Genomic DNA, 24,811 nt, shown 5'->3' with positions numbered 1-24,811 from the left:
CGCTGATGGCGACCCTGGGCTACAACTTCGGCGAACCGGCAGCTCCGCCGCCGCCGCCGCCGCCGCCGCCCCCGCCGCCCCCGCCGCCCCCGCCGCCGCCGCCGCCGGTTGTGGAATGCAACAAGGGTCCGTACATCGTGTTCTTCGACTGGGATAAGTCGGACATCACGCCGGAAGCCGCCACCATCCTCGACAGCGCCGTCAGTGCCTATGGCAACTGCAACAGCGTTCCGATCATGCTGGCCGGTTACACCGACCGTTCGGGTAGCCCGAAGTACAACATGGGTCTGTCGTCGCGTCGTAACGACTCGGTTCGTGCATACCTGACCAGCCACGGCATTCCGGACGGCTCGATCTCGAGCCAGGCCTTCGGTGAAGCCAACCCGCGCGTTCCGACTGCTGACGGCGTGCGCGAGCTGCAGAACCGTCGCGTCGAAATCACTTACGGTCCGGGTTCGGGCATGTAAGCGAACCGGCAACGGTTACAGATTGGGGGGTCGGAGCAATCCGGCCCCCTTTTCTTTTGCCTGCTTCAGACGGCTGGTCCGGATGAAGCCCTCTATTGAGGGCACAAAAAAACGCCCCGCTTGCGCGGGGCGTTCGTGTGTTCCGGAAAGAGAGGGATCAGACCGCGTAAGGCGTCGGATCGATGAGCCCGGCATCGGCAAAACCGGCCTTGCGCAAGCGGCAGCTGTCACACGCACCGCAGGCCAGGTCACCCGGCTGCGGATCGTAGCAGGACCAGCTCATTCCGGCATCCATGCCCAGCCGCGCCGCCTCGCGCGCGATGTCCGCCTTGCCCATGTACTGCAGCGGCGCGTGAATGCGGAAGTTCGTGCCCTGGTCGCCTTCCTTGGTCGCCAGCTTCGCGATGTCCTCGAACGCGGCGATGAACTCGGGCCGGCAATCGGGATAACCCGAGTAATCCAGCGCGTTCACCCCGATGAAGATATCCGAGGCCCCGATCGCTTCCGCCCATGCCAGGGTCAGTGAAAGGAACACCAGGTTGCGCGCCGGAACGTAAGTCACCGGCACGTCAGTGCCCACGCCATCCTTGGGCACATCGATATCGTCCGTCAGCGCGGAGCCGCCGAACTGCCGCAAGTCGAGCGGTAGGATGACATGGCGCTCTGCCCCGACGAACGCGGCAATCGTCCGCGCGGAGTCGATCTCGCAGCGGTGGCGCTGGTTGTAGTCGATGGTCAGCGCGTTCACGGCGAAACCCGTTTCGCGGGCTATGCCGGCCGCCACCATGGAGTCGAGACCGCCGGAAAGAAGCACGACCGCCTTCCGGCCTTCGGTATTTTGAGAAAGCTGCATGGCCCTGCGCTAGGCTTTCGCCGGAGCGATGACAACCATGTGCTTACCCTAGTTGCGGCAGGCACCCAGCCGGCGACCTTCACCCGCATAAGCGAAGGGCAGGCCATTGACGATGCCCTGGGTGTCGATCTGCACCAGGGCATCGGTCTCGCGGCGAATGCGCGTGCGGCCGTAACCTTGGCCCGCGCAGGTATATTGCACCACGACTTCGGCGGGCGAATCTTCGACGACCACGGAATTGCAAGCCAGCCCGGCATGGCGGAGCTGGATCAACTGGCGCCCGCTGCGAACGCAGACATCGTTGACGGAGCCACCCTGCCCCCGCTCGCGCAGCTCCCAGGAGCCCGACTCCAGCTGGTCCAGCATGTCCAGAGACCGCTTCTGTCCCATCACCCCCGACCCGGCGCCAAGCGCCGCGCCGACAGTCAGGACGATAAGGGCCGTCCGCATCCGCAGTTGTAAAACAGGGGAGCCCTTGCGGGCCGAACGGGAGGTATTTCGTGCCTGGGGCTTGGTCATGGGCCCCATATCGTCATTCCCCGCCGACAAGACAAGCCGGTCGGCGGGATGAAAATTACTACACGGGGACGTGCAAGATCTTGGAACAGAAAGCACAATCCACGGGAACCATACCCGTTTCGTCTCGCATGTCGGCCTTTTCGCTTTCGGGGAAGCGTTCGAGGATGTTCCGATAGTATTCCACCGAACAGCGGCAGCCGCGCTCCAGCGGCTCCAGCGGCTCGACCCGGACTTCGTCTTCCTCGTGGAAAAGCCGCCAGACGAGCTGCTCCAGATTCAGCACCGGATCCACCAGTTCGGCCGGCTGGACGCTCTGGGTCATGATCGAGACATGCTCCCAATCCGGATGCGTCTCCTTGGCATGGAGCCGCTCCTTGCCTTCCTCGCCGTCCGGCAGGTGCTGCACCAGCAGTCCGCCGGCCACGCAGCGCAGTTCATTGGAGCGAACCGAAACGCGGATGACGGTAGGCAACTGCTCGGACTGCGCGAAATAGTTCTCGCAGGCTTCCGCCAGCGAGGCGCCTTCCAGCGGCACCACGCCCTGATAGCGCTGGTTCGAGGCTTCCAGATCGAAAGTGATCGCCAGGTAACCGGCGCCGAAGATCGCCTCCAGCGAGCAATCTTCCTCAAGCCGCTCGACCAGGTCCGGATCGTGGCGCAAGTAGCCACGCAGTTCCCCGTTACGATAATCGCAGACGAGCAGATCCACCGCGCCGCCCTCGGCCTGGGCCTGGAAAGTCAGCTGCGCGCCGTCCTCCTTGAGCAGAGAGCCCATCAACGCGGTCAGCACCAGCGCCTCGGCCAGGACGTGCTTGACGACCTTGGGATAGCTATGCGCGGAAAGCACCGTTTCCAGCACCGGCCCCAGCCGCACGACACGCCCGCGCGCGTGGCGCGCGGGAACCGTGAAGGCCAGGACGCGATCGAACCCGGTGTCGTCGCTGCGCAGCGTATCGTCGATCACAGCTTGCCCAGCGCCCAGAGCAAGACGGATTTCTGGGCATGGATGCGGTTCTCGGCCTCGTCCCAGGCGCCGGACTGCGGTCCGTCGATCACATCGTCCGTCACTTCCTCTCCGCGGTGCGCGGGCAGGCAGTGCAGGAACATGGCATTGTCGGCCGCAGCGCCCATGAGCGCCGGGTTGACCTGGTAGGGCTGCATCGCCGCGACATGCACCTCGCCGCCGGCCTGGCCCATCGAGACCCAGGTATCGGTGACGACCACTTGCGCGCCGCGAACGGCCTCGACCGGATCCTGCGTGAAGATCACTTCGCCGCCCGCTGCGCGGGCGCGCTCGACGAAGCCGGCATCGGGCTCATAACCTGCCGGACCGCCGATACGGATGGTGAACTTCATCAGCCCTGCCGCCTCGATCAGCGAATTGGCCACGTTGTTGCCGTCGCCCAGCCACGCGAGCTGAAGCCCGGGCAGCGAGAAGCCACGCTCGACGATGGTCAGCAGATCGGCCACGATCTGGCAGGGGTGCGAAAGGTCGGTCAGTCCGTTGATGACCGGCACGTCGGCATGGCGCGCCAGTTCCTCGATCTTGGCGTGATCGTCAGTGCGGATCATGATCGCATCGACCATGCGGCTGAGCACGCGGGCGGTATCCGCCACCGTTTCGCCGCGGCCGAGCTGCGTCGAACCCGATTCGAGGATCAGTGCACTGCCGCCGAGCTGGCGCATGGCCATGTCGAAAGAGACGCGGGTGCGAGTCGAGTTCTTCTCGAAGATCATCGCCAGCACATGACCGTCCAGCGGAGCGTCGGCATCGGGCTTGCCCTTGGGCCAACCCTTGCGTGCCGCCTTGCGGTCTATGGCATCGTTGATCATCGCGGCCAGGACGGGGCCGCCGGCGTCACTCAGGTCTACGAAATCCCGGCTCATCAGGCCACCCCTTCAGGCTGGTAGCTTGCCGCAGCCGCGGAAAGCCGGTCCATGAACTCGTCGATGTGGCTGTCGTCGATCACCAGCGGCGGCAGCACGCGCACGACGTTGTCGCCCGCCGAAACGGTCAGCACCTGATGATTGTCGCGCATGTGGGCCACGAAGGCGCGCGGTTCGCTCTTCAGCTTGATGCCGATGAACAGGCCGCGCCCGTGGACCGATTCGAACAGCTCGGGGTAATTGCCGATGAACTGTTCCAGCCGGGCGCGCAGGCGTTCGCCCTTGGCGCGGACATCGGCGAGGAAGGCCTCGTCCGAAACCACGTCGAGCACCGCGCCGATCGCGGCCATGGCGAAGGGATTGCCGCCATAAGTCGAGCCATGCGCGCCGATTACCATGCCGCGCGCGGCCTTCTCGGTGGCGAGGCAGGCGCCAACGGGGAAGCCGCCGCCGATGCCCTTGGCGGTGGACATGATATCCGGCACCACGCCGAACTGCTCGTAAGCATAGAGCGTGCCGGCGCGGCCGACGCCGCTCTGCACTTCGTCGAGGACGAGCATGAGGTCATGCTCGTCGCAAAGCTGGCGCAGGCCCTGGAGGAATTCGTCGGAGGCGATGCGTACGCCGCCTTCGCCCTGGATCGGCTCGACCAGGAAACCGGCCGTGTTGGGGCCGATCGCAGCCTTGGCCGCTTCCAGGTCATTGAAGTCCAGATACTTGAAGCCAGGCAGCAGCGGCAAGAAGCCCTTGTGCATCTTTTCCTGGTTGGAGGCGCTGATCGTCGCCATGGTCCGGCCGTGGAAGGCGTTGTTGAACGTGATCAGCTCGTACTTGTGGTCGTTGCCGACGTGCTGGTGATAAGCGCGCGCAGTCTTGATCGCGCATTCCACCGCTTCCGCGCCGGAATTGGTGAAGAACACGGTATCGGCAAAAGTCAGGTCGATGATGCGCTGGGCAATCGCCTCGCCCTGCGGGCTGCCGTAAAGATTGGAGACGTGCATCAGCGTCTCGGCCTGCTTCTGGATCGCGCCGATCAGGCCGGGATGCGAATGACCCAGCAGATTGACGGCAATGCCGCTGGCGAAATCGAGGAATCGGCGACCGTCTTCACTGATGAGGTGGCAGTGTTCGCCGCGAACGGGCCGAACGCCGCACCGGGGGTACACGGGCATCAGCGGAGTGATCGACATGACGGAATTCCTCGATAACGAAACAGTGAAGTGAAAACGGGAATCGCAAACGACAAATGGCGGCCCTATCCGGACCGCCATTTGCGCGCTTTTAGGTGTTTGCAGGCTCCCGGTCAAACACCGGAAGCGTTGCAGGCTGATCAGCCCTGGAGCGGCGCCAGGTTGACCGCCGAGTACTTGCCTCGTCGATCGACCTCGATGTCGAACTCCACGCGATCGCCTTCGTTCAGGGCGCCAAGGCCCGAACGCTCGACAGCGCTGATGTGAACGAATGCGTCCGGCTGGCCGTCATCACGGGTGATGAAGCCGAAGCCCTTCATGGAATTGAAGAACTTCACGGTGCCGGTGGCCTTTTCGCCGGTCAGCTGACGCTGCGGCGCAGGCTCGCGCTTTTCGACGGGGATCACGTCGCCGACGACGACGAGTTCGCTGGCCGAAATCTTGCCGCCGCGATCGACGAGCTGGAATTCGAGCTGCTGGCCTTCAGCCAAGCCTTCGAGGCCGGCACGTTCCACTGCGCTGATGTGCACGAAGACGTCTTCGCCGCCTTCATCGCGCTGAATGAAACCGAAGCCCTTGGCGCCGTTGAAGAACTTTACGACGCCCTTGCCCTGGCCGACGACCTGGGCAGGCATTCCGCCGCCACCGCCGCCACCGCGGGGTCCGCCGAAGCCGCCACCGCCGCCGCCGCGCGGGCCGCCGAAGCCGCCGCGATCACCGCCGCCGCCGCCGAAGCGGTCACCGCCGCCGAAACCACCGCGGTCACCACCGCCACCGCCGAAGCGATCGCCGCCGCCACCGAAACGGTCACCGCCACCGAAACGATCCTGGCCGGCGAAGAACGGATCGAACTCGTTCTCACCAAAACCACCATCGCGCTTGTCGCGTCCCCTTCCGCGACGACCTCTGTCAAAACCCATGTCTACGAACGTACCTTCGCTGCGCCCCAAAAAGCATAAACCCGGTCACGTGGACGAACCGCGCCGGGCGGCAAGCAAGACAGCCGGGACAAGCCGGATCCTACCTGCGATCTCCAGTCATACACGAGGTTCTGCCACATGGCGAACACAATTACGGTCCAGAATCCCGTCCAATCGACGAAATAACGCATTTTCACGACGTTCCGGCTTGCTTTTAGCGGGAACAGGGCGCTTGACGTGGACGAATTTCAGGCCGAACCGGGGCGCAAACAGCCCGTTTCATACCGGAGACTCGCTTTCATGTTCCGCCAGATCACCGACTCCGTCTTCGCCAGCCCGCAAATCGGCACCGAAGCCATCGCCGAAGCGAAGGAAATGGGAATCGTGCGGATCGTCAACAACCGCCCCGAGGGCGAGAGCGACGATCAGACGCCGGGCGATGCGATCGAGGCGGAAGCGCGCGCCGCAGGGATCGACTATGTGGCCATTCCCGTGGGCCACGGCGGTTTCAGCCAGGCCCAGGTCGATGCCATGGCCAAGGCCCTGGATACTGCCGATGGTCCGGTTCTGGCCTATTGCCGTTCGGGAACGCGATCGACCCTGCTCTGGGCGCTGGCCCGTGCCAAGGCGGGGGACAACCCTTCCGTGATCGCATCGAAGGCCGCCGCAGCGGGCTACGACGTCTCGCCGATCCGCCAGCTTATCGATATGTTCGCCGCCGGCAATTGAGCCTGCCGGCTGCACGGCGCTTCGGGGCTTTCGCGCGCTAGAGCGCGATTTCGCCCTGTTCGCCGGTGCGGACGCGCAGCACATCGGCCAGGTCGAAGACGAAGATCTTCCCGTCCCCGATTTCCTCGGTGCTGGCCGTGTTGCGGATGATCTCTATCACCGTGCCGGCAAAAGCATCCGAAACGGCGATTTCCAGCTTCAGCTTGGGCACCATGCTCGAGGCGTATTCCGCGCCGCGATAGATCTCGCTCTGCCCCTTCTGCCGGCCGAAGCCGCTGACTTCCGAGACTGTCAGGCCCGAAATTCCGGCGGCGGACAGCGCCTCCCTCACTTCGGCGAACTTGAACGGCTTGATGATCGCGATGATGTACTTCACGCCCGTTCTCCTGGCCGGTTCAAGCCTCGAAAGGCCGGTTCAAGTACCCGAGGGCTCCTGCGCGGAAGCTGCAGGGCGAGCATCCCACATCCGGGCGCGACCACAAAGCGATTTGGCACGAAAAATGGGCCGGAGCGGCTGGCTCCGGCCCTTGAGTTTGTGTTCGCAGGAGGAACATCTGTAGGCGGCGACGGGTGAGAGGAGAGGAGGAAGTACCCGCCGCCGCCAAACTTGAAGCTTAGTTGTAGGCGCGCTCGCCGTGCTCGCCGATGTCGAGACCTTCCAGTTCGACTTCGGGAGCGACGCGCAGGCCGGTGACTGCCTTGGCGACATAGATCGCGACGACGGTGCCGATCGTGGAGATCACGATCGTGGCGAGAACCGCTTCGAACTGGATCACGAGCTGCGAGCCGATCGAGAAGTCCGCCTTGCCCGGGCCGCCGAGCGCCGGCGAACAGACGATGCCGGTGCCGATGGCGCCGACGATGCCGCCGATGCCGTGGACGCCGAAGGCATCCAGCGCGTCGTCATAGCCGAGCATGGGCTTGAGCTTGCTGACAGCGAAGAAGCAGATGATCGAAGCGACCGCGCCGAGAACGATGGCGCCGAAGGGACCCGAATTGCCAGCAGCAGGGGTGACGGCGACGAGGCCGGCGACGACGCCCGAGCAGAAGCCCAGGGCCGAACCCTTGTGACCGGCCAGACGCTCGGCGAGCATCCAGAACAGGCCGGCAGAGGCGGTGGCGACGAAAGTGTTGATCATGGCAAGGCTGGCGGCGCCGTTGGCCGAGAGAGCCGAGCCGGCGTTGAAGCCGAACCAGCCCACCCACAGCAGGCCGGTGCCGACGAAAGTCAGCGTCAGCGAGTGCGGCGGCATCGGTTCGTTGGGGTAGCCCTTGCGCTTGCCCAGGATCAGCGCGGCCACCAGTGCCGAAACGCCGGCATTGATGTGGACCACGGTGCCGCCAGCATAGTCGAGCGCGCCGAGACCGAAGAAGTAGCCGGTCGGTGCCCATACCATGTGCGCGATCGGGAAGTAGACGATCGTCAGCCAGATGGCTGCGAAAACCATGACTGCCGAGAACTTGATGCGTTCGACCGTCGAGCCCAGGACCAGCGCGATGGTGATCGCCGCGAAAGTCATCTGGAAGCAGACGAAGACGTATTCGGGAATGGTGCCCGAAACCGAATCGGGGGTGATGCCCTTGAGGAAGGCCTTGCCGAAGCCGGCGACGAAAGCGTTGCCGCCATCACCGAAGGCCATGGTGTAGCCGTACATGACCCAGATCAGCATGGCGAAGCTGGCCGCTGCGCCGATCTGCGTCATGGTGGAGAGCATGTTCTTCGAGCGGGTCAGGCCGCCGTAGAACAAGGCGAGGCCGGGCAGGATCATCAGGAAGACGAGCAACGTCGACGTCAGCATCCAGGCGGTATCGCCCTTGTCGATTGTCGGCGTGGCGGCGGCGTCCTGCGCCCAGGCAGGCATGGCGGCGAACAACGACGCACCCAGTGCGCCGGCGCCGCAAAGAATCTTGCGGTTCATCGTGGTTTCCCTCCTGTCGAAAGCGCCGGTCAAAGCGCGGTATCCCCGGACTCGCCGGTGCGGATGCGCACGGCTGCAGCCAGATCGAGGACGAAGATCTTGCCGTCGCCGATGGCTTCGGTGCTGGCGACCTGCTGGATCGTTTCCACGATCTTCGGCGCCAGATCGTCCGGCGCGGCCACTTCGATCTTCACTTTCGGGAGCATGTTGGTCGAATACTCGGCCCCACGATAGATTTCGGTCTGACCCTTCTGGCGCCCGAAGCCCTTCACTTCGGACACGGTCATTCCGGCGACACCGATTGCGCCCAACGCTTCCCGAACTTCGTCGAGCTTGAAGGGTTTGATGATGGCTATGATGAACTTCATGCCTATCCCCTGTTTGTTACCGGCCCCGCGCCGGCTGAAAACAGGATATGCAAAGGGCGTGCCAATTCTTCGATTGGCTCAATTCGGCCTGAATTTAATCAGCCGAACGCAAGTGCAGCATGATGCGTCGCTCGATTCGTGAGCACTTGCCTATTTTTTAGGCAACTCCAGCGAGGCGAACACAGGCAGATGATCGGATCCTATCGCCGAGAGCGCACTGTGGTGCACATTTGTTCCGAGGACAGACCACTGCTCGGACACAATGATGCGGTCCAGCCTTGCCATCGGCCTGCGGGAGGGGAAGCTGCGGCCCGGCACCAGAACATGCCAGGGTGCGTGAAACTCCCGGAAACAGCCGCCATTGGCGGACCATTCGTTGAGATCGCCCATCATCACGGTGGGCACGGCGCTATCGCAGCGAGCGCAATGGTCGAGGACGCTTCGCACCTGCAACCGGCGGCGCAGTCCGGAAAGGTCGAGATGCATGCCCACGACCCGGAAACGATGCCCCTCCAGCGAGAGATCGGCCCGGATCGCCCCGCGCGGCTCCAGCACCGGGAGCGGGACGGGCTCCGCCGCGAGCAGCTCGATCCCCTTGCGGACCAGAATGGCGTTCCCGTGCCAGCCCAGGCTGTCCGGCTTCATCGACAGCGGCACCGGCACATAATCGGTGGTGGTATGGATCGCATCGAGGGGAAGCGCGCTCATCCGGCGGCCGAAACGGCGGTCCACTTCCTGCAGGGCCACCACATCCGCATCGATCTCGCGCAGGACGGTCAGGATGCGCTCAGGGTCTCGCCGCCGGTCGAGACCGACGGCCTTGTGAATGTTGTAGCTGGCGAACTTGATCTGCAACGAACGACTTTCCGGCCAAGGGGATAGCGTAGCAATCCGCCGGAATAGCATGAGGTTCCCGGTTCGTCGTCCCGGACCTGATCCGGGACGACGAGATCCTCAACGCTCCTTGGTGGCGCTGAAGGTCAGGTCCGGGTTGCGTTCCTGCTGATAGCTGACGTCCCAAGCCGAGCGCGCCATGAACACGGGGTCGCCGTCGCGGTCCTTGGCGAGGTTCATCTTGTTGAATTCGGCGAAGTCGCGCAGCGTCTTGTCGTCGCCCTTGATCCAGCGGGCGGTGTCGAACGGCGAGCCTTCCAGCACAGCCTCGACCTTGTACTCGGCTTCGAGGCGGCTGATCAGCACGTCGAGCTGGAGCTGGCCGACCACGCCGACGATCCATTGCGAACCGATCTCCGGGTAGAACACCTGGATCACGCCCTCTTCCGAAAGGTCGTCCAGCGCCTTGCGGAGCTGCTTGGTCTTGGTCGGATCCTTCAGGGCGACGCGGCGCAGGATTTCGGGCGCGAAGTTCGGCAGGCCGGTGAAGCGCACCTGGTTCTTCTCGGACAGCGTGTCGCCCACGCGCAAGGTGCCGTGGTTGGGAATGCCGATGATGTCGCCCGGCTCGGCATTGTCCGCGATCTCGCGGTCCTGCGCGAAGAACAGGATCGGGGAGTGCACCGCGATCGGCTTTCCCAGGCCCGAGGGCGTCAGCTTCATGCCGCGCTTGAAGGTGCCCGAGACCAGCCGCATGAAGGCGATGCGGTCGCGGTGCATGGGGTCCATATTGGCCTGGACCTTGAAGATGAAGCCGGTGACTTCCTTGTTCTCCGGCTCGATCGTGCCCTCGTTCGAAGGCTGCGGGCGCGGCGGCGGTGCGAACTTCTCGATCGCGTCGATCAGTTCGGTGACGCCGAAGTTCTTGAGCGCCGAGCCGAAGTAGACCGGGGTGAGGTCGCCGCCGCGATAGGCGTCGACGTCGAATTCGGGATAGCCGGCCTGGGCCAGTTCCAGTTCCTCGGCCACGGCTTCGGGCAGGGTCACGTTCTCGTCGACTTTGCCGAGGAACTCCTTGCTCGGCCCTTCCGGACGGCTGACCTTGCCCGTGGCGATGTCGAGAATGCCTTCGAACAGGCCCCCCATGCCGACCGGCCAGGACATCGGGCAGACATCCAGCGCCAGCATGTCGGCCACTTCGTCCATCAGGTCGAAGCAGGCGCGGCCTTCGCGGTCGACCTTGTTGATGAAAGTGATGATCGGCACCGAGCGCAGGCGGCAGACCTCGAAGAGCTTGCGGGTCTGCGGCTCGATGCCCTTGGCCGCGTCGATCACCATGATCGCCGAATCGACGGCGGTGAGCGTGCGGTACGTGTCTTCCGAGAAGTCCTCGTGGCCCGGCGTGTCGAGCAGGTTGAAAGTAATTCCGTCCCGCTCGAAGGTCATGACCGAGCTGGTCACGGAAATGCCGCGCTGCTGCTCGATCTTCATCCAGTCCGACCGCGCGCGCCGCGCGGCGCCGCGTGCCTTGACCTGCCCCGCCAGATGGATCGCGCCGCCTTGCAGCAGCAGCTTCTCGGTGAGGGTGGTCTTACCGGCGTCAGGATGCGAGATGATCGCGAAAGTGCGCCGGGACTGGTGGGGGACGTTGCTCATCGGCGCGCTATTAGTGGGCGCGGGGCAAGATGGAAAGGGCGGAAAGGGGACACGGCCCACCGCCGCTACCCAGCCCACCTTCGTCATTGCGAGCGGAGCGAAGCAATCCAGGGGCCGTCTTACGCCGCTATGGATTGCTTCGTCGACTCCGCCTCCTCGTGGATGACGAAGGTTGGGCCGCGGGAGAGAAGCCGCGCTCAGCCCTCCCGCGCGACCTGGAAGCCCGCGAAGGACTGGCTGACCGGCATCAGTTCCAGGGTGTTGATGTTGAGGTGCGCCGGCAAGGTCGCCACCCAGAGCACGGTTCCGGCGATATCCTCGGCCGTCATCGGATTGGCGCCGCCATAAAGGTTGTCCGAGGCCTGCTGGTTGCCGCCCGTGCGCACGAGGGTGAACTCGGTCTCCACCATGCCCGGCTCGATCGAGGTGACGCGCACGCCCGTACCCGCAAGGTCCGAGCGCAGGCCGAGCGAGAACTGGTGCACGAAGGCCTTGGTGCCGCCGTAGACGTTGCCGCCGGTATAGGGATAAGTCGCCGCCACCGAGGACAAGTTGACGATCGCGCCCTTGCGCTCCACCAGCGCGGGCAGGAGCTTGTGCGTGAGCGAGACCAGCGCGGTGACATTGGTGTCGATCATGGTCTTCCAGCTTTCCAGCGAGGCGCTCTGGGCCGGCTCGGTGCCGAGGGCGAGACCGGCATTGTTCACCAGGCAATCGATGCCTGCGAATTCGGCCGGGAGCGCGGCAAGGGCAGCGTCGCGCGCGGCTTCGTCGCGCACGTCGAAGACGGCGGCGTGGAACGTGTCCGCGCCCAGTTCGGCTTTCAGCGCGTCCAGACGTTCGGCCCGGCGGCCGGTGCCGACCACGCGCCAGCCGGCAGCGATGAACGCGCGGGCACAGGCTTCGCCGATTCCGGACGTGGCGCCGGTTACGAGTGCGGTCTTCATCGGGAAAGGTCTCCTAGTCGGCGGTCAGGACGGTAACGTCCATGCGAAAGCTGCGGTTTGCACCGGGGTCGAGCGAAAGCACGCCGGGCTTGGCGCGGAATTCGCCGGTATAGCCCAGGGGATCGGCGATGCCCTGCCACGGTTCGATGCAGAGATAGTTCGCCCCCGGCTTCTGCCAGATCCCGAGCATCGGCGTGTCCGGGAAAGCGACGGCAAGCTGCCCGCCGCCGGGTGCGCCGAACGTGAGCGCCCGGCTGGCGAGCCGGTCCCAGATCAGCGCGTCGGTCTCGAACTGCGCGGGCTCGGGCGTCAGCAGATGTCCCTCGACCGGCGTCGCCACCGGTTCGGGCAGAACGAGGCCGGTCGGCATGTCGATGCGGCGAATCGGCTGGGGTTCCGGCTGCTCGAAAGCGATCGTGTGATCGGCCTTGGCCGCGCCGCCCGGCAGCGGCCAGGCGAAGGCGGGATGATACCCGAAGCTGAACGGCATGACCTCGCCGCCCGCATTGGTCACCGTGGCCTGGGTGTGAAGGCTCATGCCTTCCAGGCGGAAGTCCAGGTCCAGCGTGAACGCGAAGGGATAGACCTTGCGCGTCTCGTCGCTGTCGCGAAGGCGGAGGCGGACGTGATCGCCCGCAATCTCCACGAGTTCGAACAGCGAATGGCGCGCGAAACCATGCTTGGGCAATTCGTATTCGCGGTCACCCAGCCGATAGCGATTGCCGTTCAGCGCGCCAACGATGGGGAACAGGATCGGAGCATGGCCGGTCCAGAACGCCGGGTCGGCATCGGTCATGTATTCGAGGCCGGCATGGTCGGTAAGCGACCAGAGTTCGGCCCCGAACAGCGCGATTCGCGCCGTGAGGTCGCCGGAAGAAATCGTCACGAAGTCCATGTCGGTCACCGGCTATCTCCGAAAGGATTCGTCGCCCCGGACCAAGTCCGGGACGACGTATGGCATCAACCCCGCAGAACCGCGCCCAGCTTGGCGGCGGCGGCGGTCACCTTGTCGCTGATCGCCTTGAGGTCTTCTTCCTTGTAGCTCTTGTCCAGAGGCTGGAGCGTGACTTCGAGCGCCAGCGACTTCTGGCCCTCGGGCACGCCCTGCCCCCGGAAGTCGTCGAACAGGCGGACCGCGACGATGTTCGCCTTGTCCGCGCCCGCGACCATGCGGACGAGATCGCCCGCGGCCAGTTCGACCGGCACGAGGAACGCGAAGTCGCGCGTCACCGCCTGGAGCGCCGGAGGCGCATAGCGGGTGCGGGCGAAGGTGGCGGCGCCCTTCTTGCCGGGGATCGCGTCGAGGTAGATCTCGGCCACGGCCACCGGGCCTTCGATGTCGAACTGCCTGGCGACCGTAGGGTGCAGCATGCCGAAGCGCGCCAGCACGTTCTTGGGGCCGAGGCGCAGCGTGGCCGACTGGCCGGGGTGGAACTGCGGGCCATGCCCAGAGTCGTCAACGCCCATCACTTGCAGCTTCTCGACCGGCGCGCCGGCCTCGGCCAGCAGCGCGGTGACTTCGGCCTTGGCGTCGTAGGCGTCGAACGCAGTCGCCTTGCCCGTCGCCCAGCCGCGCGAGACCTTCTCGCCAGCCAGCACGAAGCCGAGCGCAAGGCGTTCATCGCTCGCACCGCCCGCGCCGCGCAGATAGCGACGGCCGAGTTCGAACAGGCGCAGCGACGAAGCACCGCGATCGAGGTTGCGCTTGGCCGCCATCAGCAGGCCCGGCAGCAGCGAAGGCCGCATGACCTTCATATCCTCGCTGATCGGGTTGGCGAGCGACCACAAGGCATGGCCGTCCGCAAAGGCATCGGCCTCGGCGGTGGGCAGGAACGACCAGGTGACCGCCTCGTGCAGCCCCCGCGCAGCGGCGGCGCGGCGAACGCGGCGTTCCAGCGCCTGGGTCGGCGTGGCGGTGGGACGGGCAACGCCGTCAGCACGCGGCAGGGCGACGCTGGTTACCTTGTCGAGACCGTTGATGCGGACCACTTCCTCGACGATGTCGGGCGCGCCGTCCACGTCCGGACGCCAGCCGGGAACGGTGATGGCCCACGACTTGTCGAAGTTTGCCTGCTCGGCGACGACCGAGAAGCCCAGGCTCTCCAGGATGCGTTGCTGTTCGCCGGGCTCGATCGCCACGCCGCCCAGCTTCTCGGTCAGCGCCGGATCGAAGTGGACGATCTTCGGCGTCGCCGGGGCCGCGCCGCTGCGCACCGCCTGCGAGGCTTCACCGCCGCAGAGCGTCTGGATCAGCTGGGTGAGGTGGTCGAGGCCGGTGTCGAGGAAGTTGGGATCGATCCCACGCTCGAAACGGCTGCGCGCGTCCGAGGTGAGGTTGAGCTTGCGGCCCGTCTTGGCGATGCGCTCGGGATCGAAGTAGGCGATTTCGAGCAGGACGTCGGTGGTTTCGTCACCGCAGCCCGAATGCTCGCCGCCCATGATGCCGGCAATGTCGTGCACGCCCGAATCGTCGGCGATCACGGTCATCTCTGCGTCGAGCGTGTAGGTCTTTTCGTTCAGCGCGACGACCGTCTCGCCGTCCGTCGCCCGGCGCGCGACAACGGCGCCGTTCAACTTGGCAAGGTCATAGGCATGCGCCGGGCGGCCATAGGCCAGCATCAGGTAATTGGTGGCATCGACCAGCGCCGAGATCGGACGCTGACCGGCCGCCTTCAGGCGATCCTGCAGCCACTGCGGTGAAGGGCCGTTCTTCACGCCCTTGATCACGCGGCCATAGAACGCCGGGCAACCCTCTGCATCGTCGGTGCGCACGTCCACCGGGCAGGGGAAGCTGCCGGGGATGTCCAGCACCTCGATCGGCTTCAGCGTGCCGATGCCGACAGCGGCAAGATCGCGCGCGATGCCGTAGACGCCCATGCAGTCCGGACGGTTCGGGGTGATGGCCACCTCGATCACCGGATCGGCGCCGTGGTAGTCCGCGAAAGGCGTGCCGACCGGCGCGTCCGCGGGCAGTTCGATGATGCCGTCGTGATCTTCGCCCAGCTCCAGCTCGCGCGTGGAGCACATCATGCCGTTCGATTCGACGCCGCGCACGGCGGCGACCTTCAGCACCATGCCGTTGGCGGGCACCGTGGCACCGGCAAGGCCGAGCACGCCGACAAGGCCCGCACGCGCGTTGGGCGCGCCGCAGACGACCTGGAGCACGCCCTCACCCGTATCGACGGTGAGGACCTGCAGCTTGTCCGCCTGCGGATGCTTGTCCGCCGTCAGCACCTTGGCCACGCGGAAGCCGGCCAGCTTGGCGGCGGGGTCTTCGATGCCTTCGACCTCAAGCCCGATGGCGTTGAGCTTCAGGGCGATTTCCTCAAGCGAGGCGTCGGTCTCAAGGTACTGCTTGAGCCAGGAAAGCGAGAACTTCATTTTCTAGATCCTTCCCGCGCTCAGGCCGGAGTGCCAACGCCGCCCGAAAGGGTCGGCACGTCGAGGGCGGAGAAACCGTAGTGGGAGAGCCAGCGCACATCGCCGTCGAAGAAGGCGCGCAGGTCGTCCATGCCGTACTTCAGCATGGCCAGGCGATCGATGCCGATGCCGAAGGCGAAACCCTGCCATTCGTCGGGGTCGAGCCCGGCGAATTCGATGACGCGGCGATTGACCATGCCCGAGCCGAGCACCTCCATCCAGCCGCCCTCGCCCTTCGACGGATCGCCGCCGATCACGCGCTTGCCGTCGATCAGGGTGAAGCCGATGTCCGCTTCTACCGAGGGTTCGGTAAAGGGGAAGTAGCTGGGGCGCAGGCGCAGGACGATGTCCTCACGCTCGAAGAACGCCTTCAGGAAAGTCTCCAGCGTCCACTTCAGGTGGCCGAGGTGGACATCCTTGTCGATCACCAGGCCCTCGACCTGATGGAACATCGGCGTGTGGGTGGCGTCGCTGTCCGAACGGTAGACGCGGCCCGGCGCGATGATGCGCAGCGGGGCGCCCTGCGCCAGCATCGTGCGCATCTGCACCGGCGAAGTGTGCGTGCGCAGCAGCATCTCACGGTTCTGGGCGTCGCGGTCCGGGAAGTAGAACGTATCGTGCATCGCGCGGGCCGGGTGGCTTTCCGGCATGTTGAGGGCGGTGAAGTTGTGCCAGTCGTCCTCGATCTCCGGCCCGGTGGCGACGGAGAAGCCGAGATCGGCGAAGATCTCGGCAATCTCGTCCATCACTTGCGAGATCGGGTGGACGGTGCCGCGCGGCGCTTCGGGTGCGGGCAGCGATAGGTCGATCGTCTCGGCGGCGAGGCGGGCGTTCAGCGCCGCCGTCTCCAGCGCGTCCTTGCGGGCGGCGAGCGCGTCGCTCACGCTTTCACGCAGCGCGTGGATCTTGGGCCCTTCGACCTTGCGCTCTTCGGGATCGAGCTTGCCCAGCGTCTTCAGCAGGCCGGAGATCGAACCCTGCTTGCCCAGAAACTCGACACGCAGCGCCTCCAGCGTATCGAGATCGGATGCTTCCGCAATCCGCGAGAGCGCCTCCTGGCCGGTTGCTGCGTAGTCCACTGGTGGTCTGCCTGACTGTTGCTGATATCTGGAAGCGCGGTCCTTAAGGGGACGGCCGGCAAATCGCAACGGCGGCAATCGCGATGGCACTTATCCGGACGGCATGCCGCCGGCCCCGACTAGCGCAAGGCGAGACGGGCGTGGCGCGCCCTTTCGCGCATGAGCGGCCCGGTCACCGGCTTGTCCAGCTTGGCATATTGCCGCGGGGTCATGCCCATGAAGGCCCGGAAATCGCGGACGAACTGGGCCTGGTCGTGATAGGCGGAATCGATCGCGCCGATCCACTTGCGCTTGGGCTCCAGCGTGAACTGCTCGATGCTGCGCAGGAACCGCTGGCGGCGCAGCAGGAGCTTGGGCGGGAAACCGAAAGCGGCGCGGCAGACGCGCTCCACCATGCGCGGATGCGCGCGGACGCGGGCGGCCAGGTCGGTGGCGGAGCGCACTTCCGGATTGGCGAGCGCCTCGCAGATGGCCAGGATGAGGTCTTCGTGGACCACCGGGCGGCGCGGCATGGCGGCGACGAAAGCGGTCAACCGGTCGAGCTGATCGCCCGGGCTATCCTCAGCCGCCAAGGCATCGTGAAGCGGCTTGAAATGGGCGAAGACCGGATCCGCGTCGCCATCGACCAGCACATTGGCATAGCGGTCGGCCGGCACGCCCAGGAACGTCGCCCAACCGAGCGGGGTCAGGCCGAAGCCCCACTCCCGCGCCGTGGCCATGGAGAAGCGCACTTCCTGCGAGCGCGGGCCGGTGACCGAGAACCGGCAGCTTTCCAGTCGAGATCCGGCGCGAATCTCGCCATCGCCTGTCGACCCGAAATGGAAGCGCAGACTGGCCCAGTCGGGAAACAGGACGTCATGGAGACGCTCGTTCTCGCCCAGTTCGATTTCACAGTAAAACAGCACCGACAGGTAGCGATCGAGGCCCGCCGGTACGGGACAATACTGTATGACGACCCGCCTAGCTGTCATTCCCTGTCTATTCTTCGTGCCACGCCTTACCCCTGTCCTTTTGGTACGAGGACTTGCAGGGGAGTGCAAACTTTTCGAAGGCGTGGATAATTTACCGCACAAACAATTCGGGGCGCGGATGCCTTAAGCACCCGCGCCCCGAATGTGTTTCGCGTGATCCGCGAAGACCGGCGCCTAGGCCCCGGCTTCGACGGTTCAGGCTGCCGGAATGGCAGCCTTCGCCTGAGCGACCACGGCCGAGAACACCGAACCTTCGTTCATGGCGAGGTCGGCCATCGACTTGCGATCGAGTTCGATGCCGGCGAGCTTAACGCCGTGCATGAACTGCGAGTAGGTCAGGCCTTCGGCGCGGACGGCAGCGTTGATGCGCTGGATCCAGAGAGCGCGGAAGGTGCGCTTCTTGATCTTGCGGTCGCGGTACGCGTACTGGCCGGCCTTTTCGACGGCCTGGCGGGCAACGCGGATCGTGTTCTTACGACGGCCGCGGTAACCCTTGGCCTGTTCCAGAAGACGCTTGTGCTTGGCGCGGGTGGTAACACCCCTCTTGATACGGCTCATAGGTCAGTACTCCTCAGTTGAGCCCGTAGGGCGCCCACTTCTTGATCGTCTTGGCATCGGCGTCGGAAATGACTTCGGTGCCGCGATTCTGGCGGATGTACTTGCCGTTATGGCTCATCAGGCGGTGGCGCTTGCCGGCTACGCCGTGCTTCACCTTGCCGGTGGCGGTGAGCTTGAAGCGCTTCTTCACACCGCTCTTGGTCTTCAGCTTGGGCATTTTCGTCTCCTTTCACAGGGACACGTCCGGTCAGCCATGGCAGCCCTTTTCGCCAGGCGGACGCGCGAATCTCTTTGGTTAAAGACTCAACCGTGTCGATTGAAGGGGGCGCCTTTAGTGAGAGAATCGGCGGAAGGCAAGGGGTGAGCGCGTTGCCAGACGCGGTGGTCTGCAAAAACGGCCGCCGGGCGTTCCGGGCGGCGCCAGCGCCAGCCCGGCACGGGCACACATGCGCCCGACCCGGCCTAGTCCCCCGCGTAGATCATCTTGCGGGTCATGCCCCCGTCCACGACGATCTGCTGGCCGGTCACGAAACCGGCGCCTTCTCCCGCCAGCCACTCGACGGTGGCGGCGATGTCCTCCACCACCCCCACGCGTCCCACCGGGTGCTGCGCGCGGTCTTCGGCCGAGTGCCGCGGCTCTTCCCGCCTTGCCGCTTTCTGCCAGGGACCCGTCTCGATCCAGCCGGGCAGGATCGCATTCACCCGGATCTCCGGCCCCAGTCCCACGGCCATGGCGTGGGTCAGCGCGCAGAGCCCACCCTTCGAGGCGGCATAGGCATATGTATGAGGCTCCGACTGCAAGGCCCGGGTGGAGGCGATATGCACCACGCTTGCCGGGGCGCCGCTGCGAAGCAGGCCCAGCGCCTCGCGGGTGCAGAGGAAAGCAGAAGTGAGGCTAGCATCGATCCAGCCCTGCCACGCCTCCAGCGTAAGGTCCTCCAGCGGGCCGGCATAGGGATCGGCGATTCCGGCATTGTTGACCAGCAGGTGAGCAGCCTCGGTCCACTTGCCGATCCGGGCGAAGGCGGCGCGGACCGGCTTCTCTTGTCCGACGTCGCACGTCAGCGGCAGGAAACGATCTTCCGGCAGCAGCGCCGCCAGTTCGCCAAGCGCCTCTTCATCGCGGTCCAGCGCCGCGACCCGCCAGCCGACGCCCGCGAAGTGCAGGACCAGCCCGCGGCCGATGCCCGCCCCGCCGCCCGTCACGATTGCCGTCCTGTCCGTCATGTCCATCTCCTCGGGCGCCCTCTCAGGCGCCATTGCGCGGAGTGGTAAAGGCCTGGCGCCCCGTCAGTTCCAGCCAGGCGAGATAGTCGCCGGTCAGGATCGGTGGAGAGCCCTTGGGCAAGGCAATGCGCCAGAGATAGATTTCCGCCTGCCGCCGCCGGCCGTTGGCGCCGCGCACCGGCATGGTCCGGCGCCGGTACTCGCGCCCCTCGTAGCGGTCGAGCTTGGCAAGGTCGCCCGGATGGAGCGCCAGTTCGCAAAGCGTTCCCTGCACCCACGCTCCGGACTTGGCCGGCACGAGCGCGGGAAACCAGCCGTCCCCGCCGCGAATCGCCCGGATTCTCCCCGGAACGCTGGCCGGCTCGGCCGAAACCATCCGCGCCGCGACCCAACGCCCCATGCGGGTTCCGGCGTGGGGCTGGAGCGTTCCATAGACGAACAGCCGGACCTTGCGCATCGCGGGCCTCTGCGCCGGGGTCAGTGGTGGCAGTCCAGCGCTTCCACGACGTCTTCCAGCCGTGCCGGGTCGCCAATGGCCAGAACATGCCCATCCGACTGCGCATGGAGCGGTTCGCCGTTCCAGTCGCACATCGTCCCGCCCGCACCTTCGACCACGGGAACCAGGGCGGCCCAGTCGTGCAGCTTCAGACCGGCCTCGCAAACGACGTCGAGATGGCCGCTCGCCAGCAATCCGTAGTTGTAGCAGTCGCCCCCCATGACCATCCGCTTGTGATCGGTCTTGGCCGCCAGGGTCATGAAGTGCTCGCCCTGGTGGTCGTCGAAATAGTGGGGGCCGGTGGTTGCCAGCATGGCGTCGGAGAGTTCGCGGCAGGGGCGGGTGCGCACTTCCTTGCCGTTGAACGTGGTGGGGAAGCCGCTCGCGCCGACCCAGCGTTCGCCCAGGATCGGCTGGTCGATCACGCCCAGCACCGGCCAGCCATCGACCAGCAGCGCGATCAGCGTGCCGAAGATCGGGCGGCCGGCGATGAAGGAGACGGTGCCGTCGATCGGATCGAGCACCCAGGTCCGGCCCGAAGTGCCTTCCTCGCTGCCGAACTCCTCGCCGATGATACCGTCGCGCGGGACTTCGGCCTTGAGGATCCGGCGCATCGCTTCCTCGGCGGCGCGGTCCGCGACAGTGACCGGCGAGGCGTCGCCCTTGCGCTCCACCCCGACGCCGGAGCGGAAGTGCGGGCGAATCGCGTCCCCGGCGGCGTCGGCAAGGCGCAGGGCGAGGGCGATGTCGTTGTCGAGTTTCATGCCCCCTGCTCTGCCCGCCACGGCGATGGCAGGTCAAGGGACCATCGGAAAAACCGCCAGATTGGCCGCAATCCGGGCCTGTGGAGAAACTCTATGGGTTTTTCCCACATTGCAGCGCTCCGGACACGCACTTATTCCATGGCTGGGGCCGCAGCGAATGCAGAAGAACGGAAGCAGGGTACATGTACCATAAAGTGCGGCCGGCCATCGACAGTGCGATCGTGCCGGAACAGGGAACGACCAAGGGCGGACAACCGCTCAGCTACAACAGAGCACCCGCCCCGGACCTCGCGCCCTGGATCGGGCGGCTCTATGTCACCAAGGTGGCGGCACCGGCGGACTACACGCTGCAGTGCGGCCTGTTCAACGACACCGCCTTCCTGCGCATCCAATTGGCCGGTCTCTGGGAGGCCGAGACCGCCGGTGGCCGGATAGAGGCAGGCAATGCCGCGATGTTCTGCGGCCCGCAATCGCATCGCATGCCGATCCGCGTCACCGGCAGCTTCATCAGCGTGGGCCTGGCCTTTCGGCCCGGCGCCTGCACCGCGCTGCGCGGGCCGCGCGTGGGCGAGCATCTCGACCGTCTGGCCTCCACCGATCTCGTCGGGATCCCCTCCGACCGGATCCTGGCCATGCTCGAACCGGATGCCGAGCCGGAGGAATGGCTCCACGCCCTGGAAGCGATGATGCGCAAGCGGATCGAACATATGGGCGCGCCCCTGCCCGACCCGATCAGCGCCCGGTTCGAGGACATCAGCTACCGCGATCCCGCCATGTCGATCGCCGATGCCGCGGCGGCCTGCGGGGTGGAGCGGCGCAAGCTGGAGCGGGTGGTCAATCGCGACTTCGGCCTGGCCCCCAAGCAGGTGCTGCGCCGCGCCCGCGCTCTGGACATGGCCAGCTTCCTGCGCGGCGTGGCCGACAAGGACGAAGCCGACGAGATGGCCCTGCGCTATTATGACGAGAGCCACCTGATCCACGAGTTCACCGAACTGTTCGGCATCTCGCCCCGCCAGTTCGCACAGACTCCGCAGCCGATCCTCACCCTGTCGCTGGAATCGCGCCAGGCCCGGCGGCTGGAAGCGCTGCACCGGCTGGAGCCCGGCCAGACGCGGCCCTGGGAATAACCGTCCCGGCCCGGAAAGAGCGCGGGCCGTAAAACGTTCCACATGAAACAAAAAGGCGCGCCCTCCCAGGAGGACGCGCCTTTTTGCTGGCTGGCGGCCCGGCGCTGGTCCGGGAGGCCGATCAATCGAACAGGCTGGAAACCGAGCTTTCGTCGGCAATGCGGCGGATGGCCTCGCCGATCAGCGGCGCGATCGTCAGGATGCGGATCTTGTCCGACTGCTGGGCCGCTTCGGTGGCCTGGATCGAATCGGTGATGACCAGTTCCTTCAGCGCCGAGTTGGTCACGCGCGAAACCGCCGCGCCCGACAGCACGCCGTGAGTGATGTAGGCGGTGACGCTGGTGGCGCCCTCGTCCATCAGGGCCTGCGCGGCGTTGCAGAGCGTGCCGCCCGAATCGATGATGTCGTCGATCAGGATGCAGGCGCGGCCCTTGACGTCGCCGATGATGTTCATGACTTCCGACTGGCCGGGACGGTCACGACGCTTGTCGACGATCGCCAGCGGGGCGTTGTCGAGGCGCTTGGCTAGCGCGCGGGCGCGGACCACGCCGCCGACGTCGGGCGAAACCACCATCAGCGACTGGTCGCCGTAGCGGGCCTGGATATCGGCCGCCATCACCGGCGCGGCGAAGAGGTTGTCGGTCGGGATGTCGAAGAAGCCCTGGATCTGCCCTGCGTGCAGGTCGACGCAGAGGACGCGGTCGGCGCCGGCTTCGGTGATCAGGTTGGCCACGAGCTTGGCCGAGATCGGTGTGCGCGGGCCGGGCTTGCGGTCCTGGCGGGCATAACCGAAGTAGGGCACCACGGCGGTGATGCGCTTGGCCGAGGCGCGGCGCAGGGCGTCGATGCCGATCAGCAGTTCCATCAGGTTGTCGTTCACCGGGTAGCTGGTGGGCTGCACGATGAAGACGTCCTCGCCGCGGACGTTCTCGTGGATTTCGACGAAGATTTCCTCGTCGGCAAAGCGACGCACAGCCGCATCGGTGAGCGGCAGTTCAAGATACCCCGCGATCGCGCGTGCGAGCGGAAGGTTGCTGTTGCCGGACATGATCTTCATTGCGAATCCCCGAGACGGCTTGAGGTGATGGGTGGCTGGACGCGGTCGCCTCTAGCCATGAGTCATCGGATTGCAACAGAAAGCGTCAGCCTGTCACCGTGACCCGGATGTGAAAACGCCGGCTCCGGAGGTTCCGGAACCGGCGGTTCGATGGACTAACCATCTGAGCACAAACACGAGTCCCGCTGCGGGACGCGCATGCGCCGCGGCACGTCACCGGTCCCGGTGCTCGCCCTTGATCCAGCGCACCGTGCCGGAACTGGCGCGCATGACGACGCTTTCGGTGGTCATCTTGCCGCCCTTGAGACGCTTGACGCCGGAGAGCAGCGAGCCGTCGGTCACGCCGGTGGCGGCGAAGATGCAGTCACCCTTGGCCAGGTCGCTGAGGGTGTAGATCTTGTCGAGATCCTTGATGCCCCACTTGCGCGCCCGGCTGCGCTCGTCCTCGTTGCGGAACAGCAGGCGGCCCTGGATCTGGCCGCCCACGCAGCGCAGCGCCGCAGCGGCCAGCACGCCTTCCGGGGCGCCGCCCGAACCCATGTAGATATCGATCGTGGTGTTCTCGTCGGTCACCGCGATCACGCCGGCCACGTCGCCGTCGGGGATCAGGTGGATGCCGCAGCCGATCTCGCGCAGTTCCTCGATGAGATCGGCATGGCGCGGGCGATCGAGCACGCAGACGATGATCTCGTCCGGCTTCACGCCCTTGGCCGCCGCCACGGATGCGACGTTCTCGGTCGCGGTCCGGTTGAGGTCGATCACGCCCTCGGGATAGCCGGGGCCCACGGCCAGTTTCTGCATGTAGACATCGGGTGCGTTGAGCAGACAGCCCTCTTCCGCGGCGGCCAGTACCGCCAGCGCGTTCGGCCCGGCCTTGGCGGTGATCGTGGTGCCTTCCAGCGGATCGAGTGCGATGTCGATCTTCGGCCCGCGACCGGGCGCCCCGCCCACCTTCTCGCCGATGAACAGCATCGGCGCTTCGTCGCGCTCGCCTTCACCGATAACCACGGTGCCATCCATGTAAAGTGTATCGAAGGCCTTGCGCATCGCTTCGACTGCGGCATGGTCTGCCGCCTTCTCGTCTCCGCGGCCGACGAGGCGCGATGCGGCGATGGCCGCGGCCTCGGTTACACGAACCATTTCGAGGACGAGGACACGGTCGAGAACTTTACTCGCAGGCGTCTTGTTTTCAGGCATGTTCACTCCGGATTAATCCGAGGAGGAAAGGTTCTGGGAGCGGCTTAGACAGAGGATTTTCAATTGTCGAGAAGAGGGCGGATCCTATTCGCAATCGCATTACTAGCTCCCGCTCCGGCGATTGCCCAGCAATCGGCTGGCGCTTCTGCCGGTACGGCTGGCCAGACGAAATCCACTTCGGCAAGTAATGGAAACGGCTCGGTTTCCGCGGAAGACAGGGCCATTGCCCAGCGCATGATGTCCGGCGCCGGCAGGGTCACGCCGGAAACCGCACGGCAGAAATGCCTGAGCGACACCCGCAGCGCCCGCCCGGGCGAGATCGTCGTCTGTGCCCCGGATGAGGACAAGTTCCGCGTCCAGTCCACGTCTCAGGAAGACCCGATGTCCGACCAGGCCTTGAACGACGGCCGGCTGACGCCGCCCGACGTCGCGGGCAACGGCATCTTCAAGGGCAAGGCCACCGCCACGTTCGGCAAAGTGGAAAAGCCCTACCTGATCGACTTGTCGGCCATTCCCGAAGCGCCTGCCGGGTCGGACGCGGACAAGGTCGCCAGGGGCGAGATGCGCGCGCACTGATACGAAAAACGGGCGCATCGCTGCGCCCGTTTTCCATCAGGAACACGCCG

General features: G+C 65.6%; 27 protein-coding genes. 4 read left to right on the top strand and 23 right to left on the bottom strand.

The annotated features are described in order from the left end of the window. On the top strand, window positions 1-467 hold a 467-nt coding region (locus AB4Z00_RS19545), incomplete at its 5' end, for an OmpA family protein (protein ID WP_442046955.1). A 157-nt stretch (window positions 468-624) separates the two neighbouring features. Here the strand turns inward: AB4Z00_RS19545 and queC are convergent. The 6 genes from queC to AB4Z00_RS19515 all read right to left on the bottom strand — a co-directional run bounded on the left by queC (window position 625) and on the right by AB4Z00_RS19515 (window position 5,836). After that, a complete protein-coding gene (queC, locus tag AB4Z00_RS19540) occupies window positions 625-1,320 on the bottom strand; it encodes a 7-cyano-7-deazaguanine synthase QueC (protein WP_314467547.1) in 696 nt (231 codons plus the stop codon). A gap of 48 nt (window positions 1,321-1,368) precedes the next feature. Next, complete coding sequence (locus AB4Z00_RS19535; RefSeq protein WP_431567396.1) at window positions 1,369-1,770, bottom strand: hypothetical protein; 402 nt, start codon at window positions 1,768-1,770, stop codon at window positions 1,369-1,371. A 127-nt stretch (window positions 1,771-1,897) separates the two neighbouring features. Further along, complete coding sequence (gene hslO / locus AB4Z00_RS19530; protein WP_132264640.1) at window positions 1,898-2,803, bottom strand: Hsp33 family molecular chaperone HslO; 906 nt, start codon at window positions 2,801-2,803, stop codon at window positions 1,898-1,900. Further along, window positions 2,800-3,726: an ornithine carbamoyltransferase gene (gene argF / locus AB4Z00_RS19525; protein ID WP_132264638.1), complete on the bottom strand. Its 927-nt coding sequence runs from the start codon at window positions 3,724-3,726 to the stop codon at window positions 2,800-2,802. The genes hslO and argF overlap by 4 nt, the downstream gene beginning before the upstream one ends. Continuing rightward, entirely contained in the window at window positions 3,726-4,916 is a 1,191-nt protein-coding gene (locus tag AB4Z00_RS19520; RefSeq protein ID WP_134094719.1) for an aspartate aminotransferase family protein, read from the bottom strand. Before AB4Z00_RS19520 ends, argF begins: the two co-directional genes overlap by 1 nt. A 140-nt stretch (window positions 4,917-5,056) precedes the next feature. Further along, entirely contained in the window at window positions 5,057-5,836 is a 780-nt protein-coding gene (locus AB4Z00_RS19515) for a cold-shock protein (protein ID WP_132265300.1), read from the bottom strand. Between the two features lie 300 nt (window positions 5,837-6,136). Between AB4Z00_RS19515 and AB4Z00_RS19510 the strand changes: the two genes are divergently transcribed. Further along, window positions 6,137-6,565, top strand: coding sequence for a TIGR01244 family sulfur transferase (locus AB4Z00_RS19510; protein WP_132264635.1), 429 nt, complete (start codon window positions 6,137-6,139; stop codon window positions 6,563-6,565). Window positions 6,566-6,602: 37 nt separating this feature from the next. Here AB4Z00_RS19510 and AB4Z00_RS19505 read toward each other — a convergent pair whose 3' ends face one another. The 15 genes from AB4Z00_RS19505 to hisN form a co-directional block, all read right to left on the bottom strand. Further along, window positions 6,603-6,941: a P-II family nitrogen regulator gene (locus AB4Z00_RS19505; protein WP_132264634.1), complete on the bottom strand. Its 339-nt coding sequence runs from the start codon at window positions 6,939-6,941 to the stop codon at window positions 6,603-6,605. Between the two features lie 238 nt (window positions 6,942-7,179). After that, window positions 7,180-8,484: an ammonium transporter gene (locus tag AB4Z00_RS19500; RefSeq protein WP_132264632.1), complete on the bottom strand. Its 1,305-nt coding sequence runs from the start codon at window positions 8,482-8,484 to the stop codon at window positions 7,180-7,182. Between the two features lie 29 nt (window positions 8,485-8,513). Continuing rightward, window positions 8,514-8,852: a P-II family nitrogen regulator gene (locus AB4Z00_RS19495; protein ID WP_132264630.1), complete on the bottom strand. Its 339-nt coding sequence runs from the start codon at window positions 8,850-8,852 to the stop codon at window positions 8,514-8,516. A gap of 150 nt (window positions 8,853-9,002) precedes the next feature. Continuing rightward, entirely contained in the window at window positions 9,003-9,707 is a 705-nt protein-coding gene (locus tag AB4Z00_RS19490) for an endonuclease/exonuclease/phosphatase family protein (RefSeq protein ID WP_132264629.1), read from the bottom strand. A 99-nt stretch (window positions 9,708-9,806) separates the two neighbouring features. Beyond that, a complete protein-coding gene (locus AB4Z00_RS19485) occupies window positions 9,807-11,342 on the bottom strand; it encodes a peptide chain release factor 3 (protein ID WP_132264627.1) in 1,536 nt (511 codons plus the stop codon). A 197-nt stretch (window positions 11,343-11,539) separates the two neighbouring features. Beyond that, window positions 11,540-12,289 carry an SDR family NAD(P)-dependent oxidoreductase gene (locus AB4Z00_RS19480; protein ID WP_442046954.1) on the bottom strand — a complete coding sequence of 250 codons (750 nt, stop codon included), beginning with the start codon at window positions 12,287-12,289 and terminating at the stop codon, window positions 11,540-11,542. Window positions 12,290-12,302: 13 nt separating this feature from the next. Continuing rightward, complete coding sequence (locus AB4Z00_RS19475) at window positions 12,303-13,184, bottom strand: aldose 1-epimerase family protein (RefSeq protein WP_134094891.1); 882 nt, start codon at window positions 13,182-13,184, stop codon at window positions 12,303-12,305. 65 nt (window positions 13,185-13,249) lie between these two features. After that, window positions 13,250-15,670 carry a phenylalanine--tRNA ligase subunit beta gene (gene pheT / locus AB4Z00_RS19470; RefSeq protein WP_442046953.1) on the bottom strand — a complete coding sequence of 807 codons (2,421 nt, stop codon included), beginning with the start codon at window positions 15,668-15,670 and terminating at the stop codon, window positions 13,250-13,252. Window positions 15,671-15,690: 20 nt separating this feature from the next. Beyond that, window positions 15,691-16,788: a phenylalanine--tRNA ligase subunit alpha gene (gene pheS / locus AB4Z00_RS19465; protein WP_132264622.1), complete on the bottom strand. Its 1,098-nt coding sequence runs from the start codon at window positions 16,786-16,788 to the stop codon at window positions 15,691-15,693. 119 nt (window positions 16,789-16,907) lie between these two features. Then, window positions 16,908-17,759 (bottom strand): helix-turn-helix domain-containing protein, encoded by an 852-nt coding sequence (locus AB4Z00_RS19460; RefSeq protein WP_132264620.1) that lies wholly within the window; start codon window positions 17,757-17,759, stop codon window positions 16,908-16,910. 195 nt (window positions 17,760-17,954) lie between these two features. Then, window positions 17,955-18,317, bottom strand: a complete 363-nt coding sequence (gene rplT / locus AB4Z00_RS19455) for a 50S ribosomal protein L20 (protein ID WP_132264618.1) — start codon at window positions 18,315-18,317, stop codon at window positions 17,955-17,957. Between the two features lie 13 nt (window positions 18,318-18,330). Next, on the bottom strand, window positions 18,331-18,534 hold the full coding sequence (gene rpmI / locus AB4Z00_RS19450; RefSeq protein ID WP_021232722.1) for a 50S ribosomal protein L35: 204 nt from the start codon (window positions 18,532-18,534) through the stop codon (window positions 18,331-18,333). 245 nt (window positions 18,535-18,779) lie between these two features. Next, window positions 18,780-19,544 carry an SDR family oxidoreductase gene (locus AB4Z00_RS19445; protein WP_442046952.1) on the bottom strand — a complete coding sequence of 255 codons (765 nt, stop codon included), beginning with the start codon at window positions 19,542-19,544 and terminating at the stop codon, window positions 18,780-18,782. 22 nt (window positions 19,545-19,566) lie between these two features. Further along, window positions 19,567-20,001, bottom strand: a complete 435-nt coding sequence (locus AB4Z00_RS19440) for a gamma-glutamylcyclotransferase family protein (protein WP_442046951.1) — start codon at window positions 19,999-20,001, stop codon at window positions 19,567-19,569. A 20-nt stretch (window positions 20,002-20,021) separates the two neighbouring features. Next, window positions 20,022-20,804 carry a histidinol-phosphatase gene (hisN, locus tag AB4Z00_RS19435; protein ID WP_134094725.1) on the bottom strand — a complete coding sequence of 261 codons (783 nt, stop codon included), beginning with the start codon at window positions 20,802-20,804 and terminating at the stop codon, window positions 20,022-20,024. 182 nt (window positions 20,805-20,986) lie between these two features. On the opposite strand from hisN, the gene AB4Z00_RS19430 reads away from it, so the two are divergent. Continuing rightward, on the top strand, window positions 20,987-21,931 hold the full coding sequence (locus AB4Z00_RS19430) for a helix-turn-helix domain-containing protein (RefSeq protein ID WP_442046950.1): 945 nt from the start codon (window positions 20,987-20,989) through the stop codon (window positions 21,929-21,931). Window positions 21,932-22,052: 121 nt separating this feature from the next. Here AB4Z00_RS19430 and AB4Z00_RS19425 read toward each other — a convergent pair whose 3' ends face one another. After that, window positions 22,053-22,988 carry a ribose-phosphate pyrophosphokinase gene (locus AB4Z00_RS19425; protein ID WP_132264610.1) on the bottom strand — a complete coding sequence of 312 codons (936 nt, stop codon included), beginning with the start codon at window positions 22,986-22,988 and terminating at the stop codon, window positions 22,053-22,055. Between the two features lie 213 nt (window positions 22,989-23,201). Further along, window positions 23,202-24,185 carry a class II fructose-bisphosphatase gene (glpX, locus tag AB4Z00_RS19420; protein WP_132264608.1) on the bottom strand — a complete coding sequence of 328 codons (984 nt, stop codon included), beginning with the start codon at window positions 24,183-24,185 and terminating at the stop codon, window positions 23,202-23,204. A gap of 234 nt (window positions 24,186-24,419) precedes the next feature. On the opposite strand from glpX, the gene AB4Z00_RS19415 reads away from it, so the two are divergent. Beyond that, a complete protein-coding gene (locus AB4Z00_RS19415) occupies window positions 24,420-24,761 on the top strand; it encodes a hypothetical protein (protein WP_132264606.1) in 342 nt (113 codons plus the stop codon). Window positions 24,762-24,811 lie beyond the last annotated feature (50 nt).

Origin of the sequence: Novosphingobium sp. YAF33 (assembly GCF_052113265.1) — a bacterium.
Lineage (GTDB): Bacteria > Pseudomonadota > Alphaproteobacteria > Sphingomonadales > Sphingomonadaceae > Novosphingobium.
Note: the sequence above shows the minus strand (reverse complement) of the source record. Positions and strands in the feature narration are given on the sequence as shown.

Coding starts and splice junctions, on each gene's coding strand:
- AB4Z00_RS19515 (WP_132265300.1), bottom strand. CDS start 5,836: ATGGGTTTTGACAGAGGTCGTCGCGGAAGGGGACGCGACAAGCGCGAT.
- AB4Z00_RS19495 (WP_132264630.1), bottom strand. CDS start 8,852: ATGAAGTTCATCATAGCCATCATCAAACCCTTCAAGCTCGACGAAGTT.
- AB4Z00_RS19445 (WP_442046952.1), bottom strand. CDS start 19,544: ATGACGGACAGGACGGCAATCGTGACGGGCGGCGGGGCGGGCATCGGC.
- AB4Z00_RS19430 (WP_442046950.1), top strand. CDS start 20,987: ATGTACCATAAAGTGCGGCCGGCCATCGACAGTGCGATCGTGCCGGAA.
- pheT (WP_442046953.1), bottom strand. CDS start 15,670: ATGAAGTTCTCGCTTTCCTGGCTCAAGCAGTACCTTGAGACCGACGCC.
- AB4Z00_RS19440 (WP_442046951.1), bottom strand. CDS start 20,001: ATGCGCAAGGTCCGGCTGTTCGTCTATGGAACGCTCCAGCCCCACGCC.
- AB4Z00_RS19460 (WP_132264620.1), bottom strand. CDS start 17,759: ATGACAGCTAGGCGGGTCGTCATACAGTATTGTCCCGTACCGGCGGGC.
- AB4Z00_RS19415 (WP_132264606.1), top strand. CDS start 24,420: ATGATGTCCGGCGCCGGCAGGGTCACGCCGGAAACCGCACGGCAGAAA.
- AB4Z00_RS19485 (WP_132264627.1), bottom strand. CDS start 11,342: ATGAGCAACGTCCCCCACCAGTCCCGGCGCACTTTCGCGATCATCTCG.
- rplT (WP_132264618.1), bottom strand. CDS start 18,317: ATGAGCCGTATCAAGAGGGGTGTTACCACCCGCGCCAAGCACAAGCGT.
- glpX (WP_132264608.1), bottom strand. CDS start 24,185: ATGCCTGAAAACAAGACGCCTGCGAGTAAAGTTCTCGACCGTGTCCTC.
- AB4Z00_RS19425 (WP_132264610.1), bottom strand. CDS start 22,988: ATGAAGATCATGTCCGGCAACAGCAACCTTCCGCTCGCACGCGCGATC.
- AB4Z00_RS19475 (WP_134094891.1), bottom strand. CDS start 13,184: ATGGACTTCGTGACGATTTCTTCCGGCGACCTCACGGCGCGAATCGCG.
- queC (WP_314467547.1), bottom strand. CDS start 1,320: ATGCAGCTTTCTCAAAATACCGAAGGCCGGAAGGCGGTCGTGCTTCTT.
- AB4Z00_RS19510 (WP_132264635.1), top strand. CDS start 6,137: ATGTTCCGCCAGATCACCGACTCCGTCTTCGCCAGCCCGCAAATCGGC.
- AB4Z00_RS19535 (WP_431567396.1), bottom strand. CDS start 1,770: ATGCGGACGGCCCTTATCGTCCTGACTGTCGGCGCGGCGCTTGGCGCC.
- AB4Z00_RS19480 (WP_442046954.1), bottom strand. CDS start 12,289: ATGAAGACCGCACTCGTAACCGGCGCCACGTCCGGAATCGGCGAAGCC.
- rpmI (WP_021232722.1), bottom strand. CDS start 18,534: ATGCCCAAGCTGAAGACCAAGAGCGGTGTGAAGAAGCGCTTCAAGCTC.
- argF (WP_132264638.1), bottom strand. CDS start 3,726: ATGAGCCGGGATTTCGTAGACCTGAGTGACGCCGGCGGCCCCGTCCTG.
- AB4Z00_RS19520 (WP_134094719.1), bottom strand. CDS start 4,916: ATGTCGATCACTCCGCTGATGCCCGTGTACCCCCGGTGCGGCGTTCGG.
- hisN (WP_134094725.1), bottom strand. CDS start 20,804: ATGAAACTCGACAACGACATCGCCCTCGCCCTGCGCCTTGCCGACGCC.
- AB4Z00_RS19500 (WP_132264632.1), bottom strand. CDS start 8,484: ATGAACCGCAAGATTCTTTGCGGCGCCGGCGCACTGGGTGCGTCGTTG.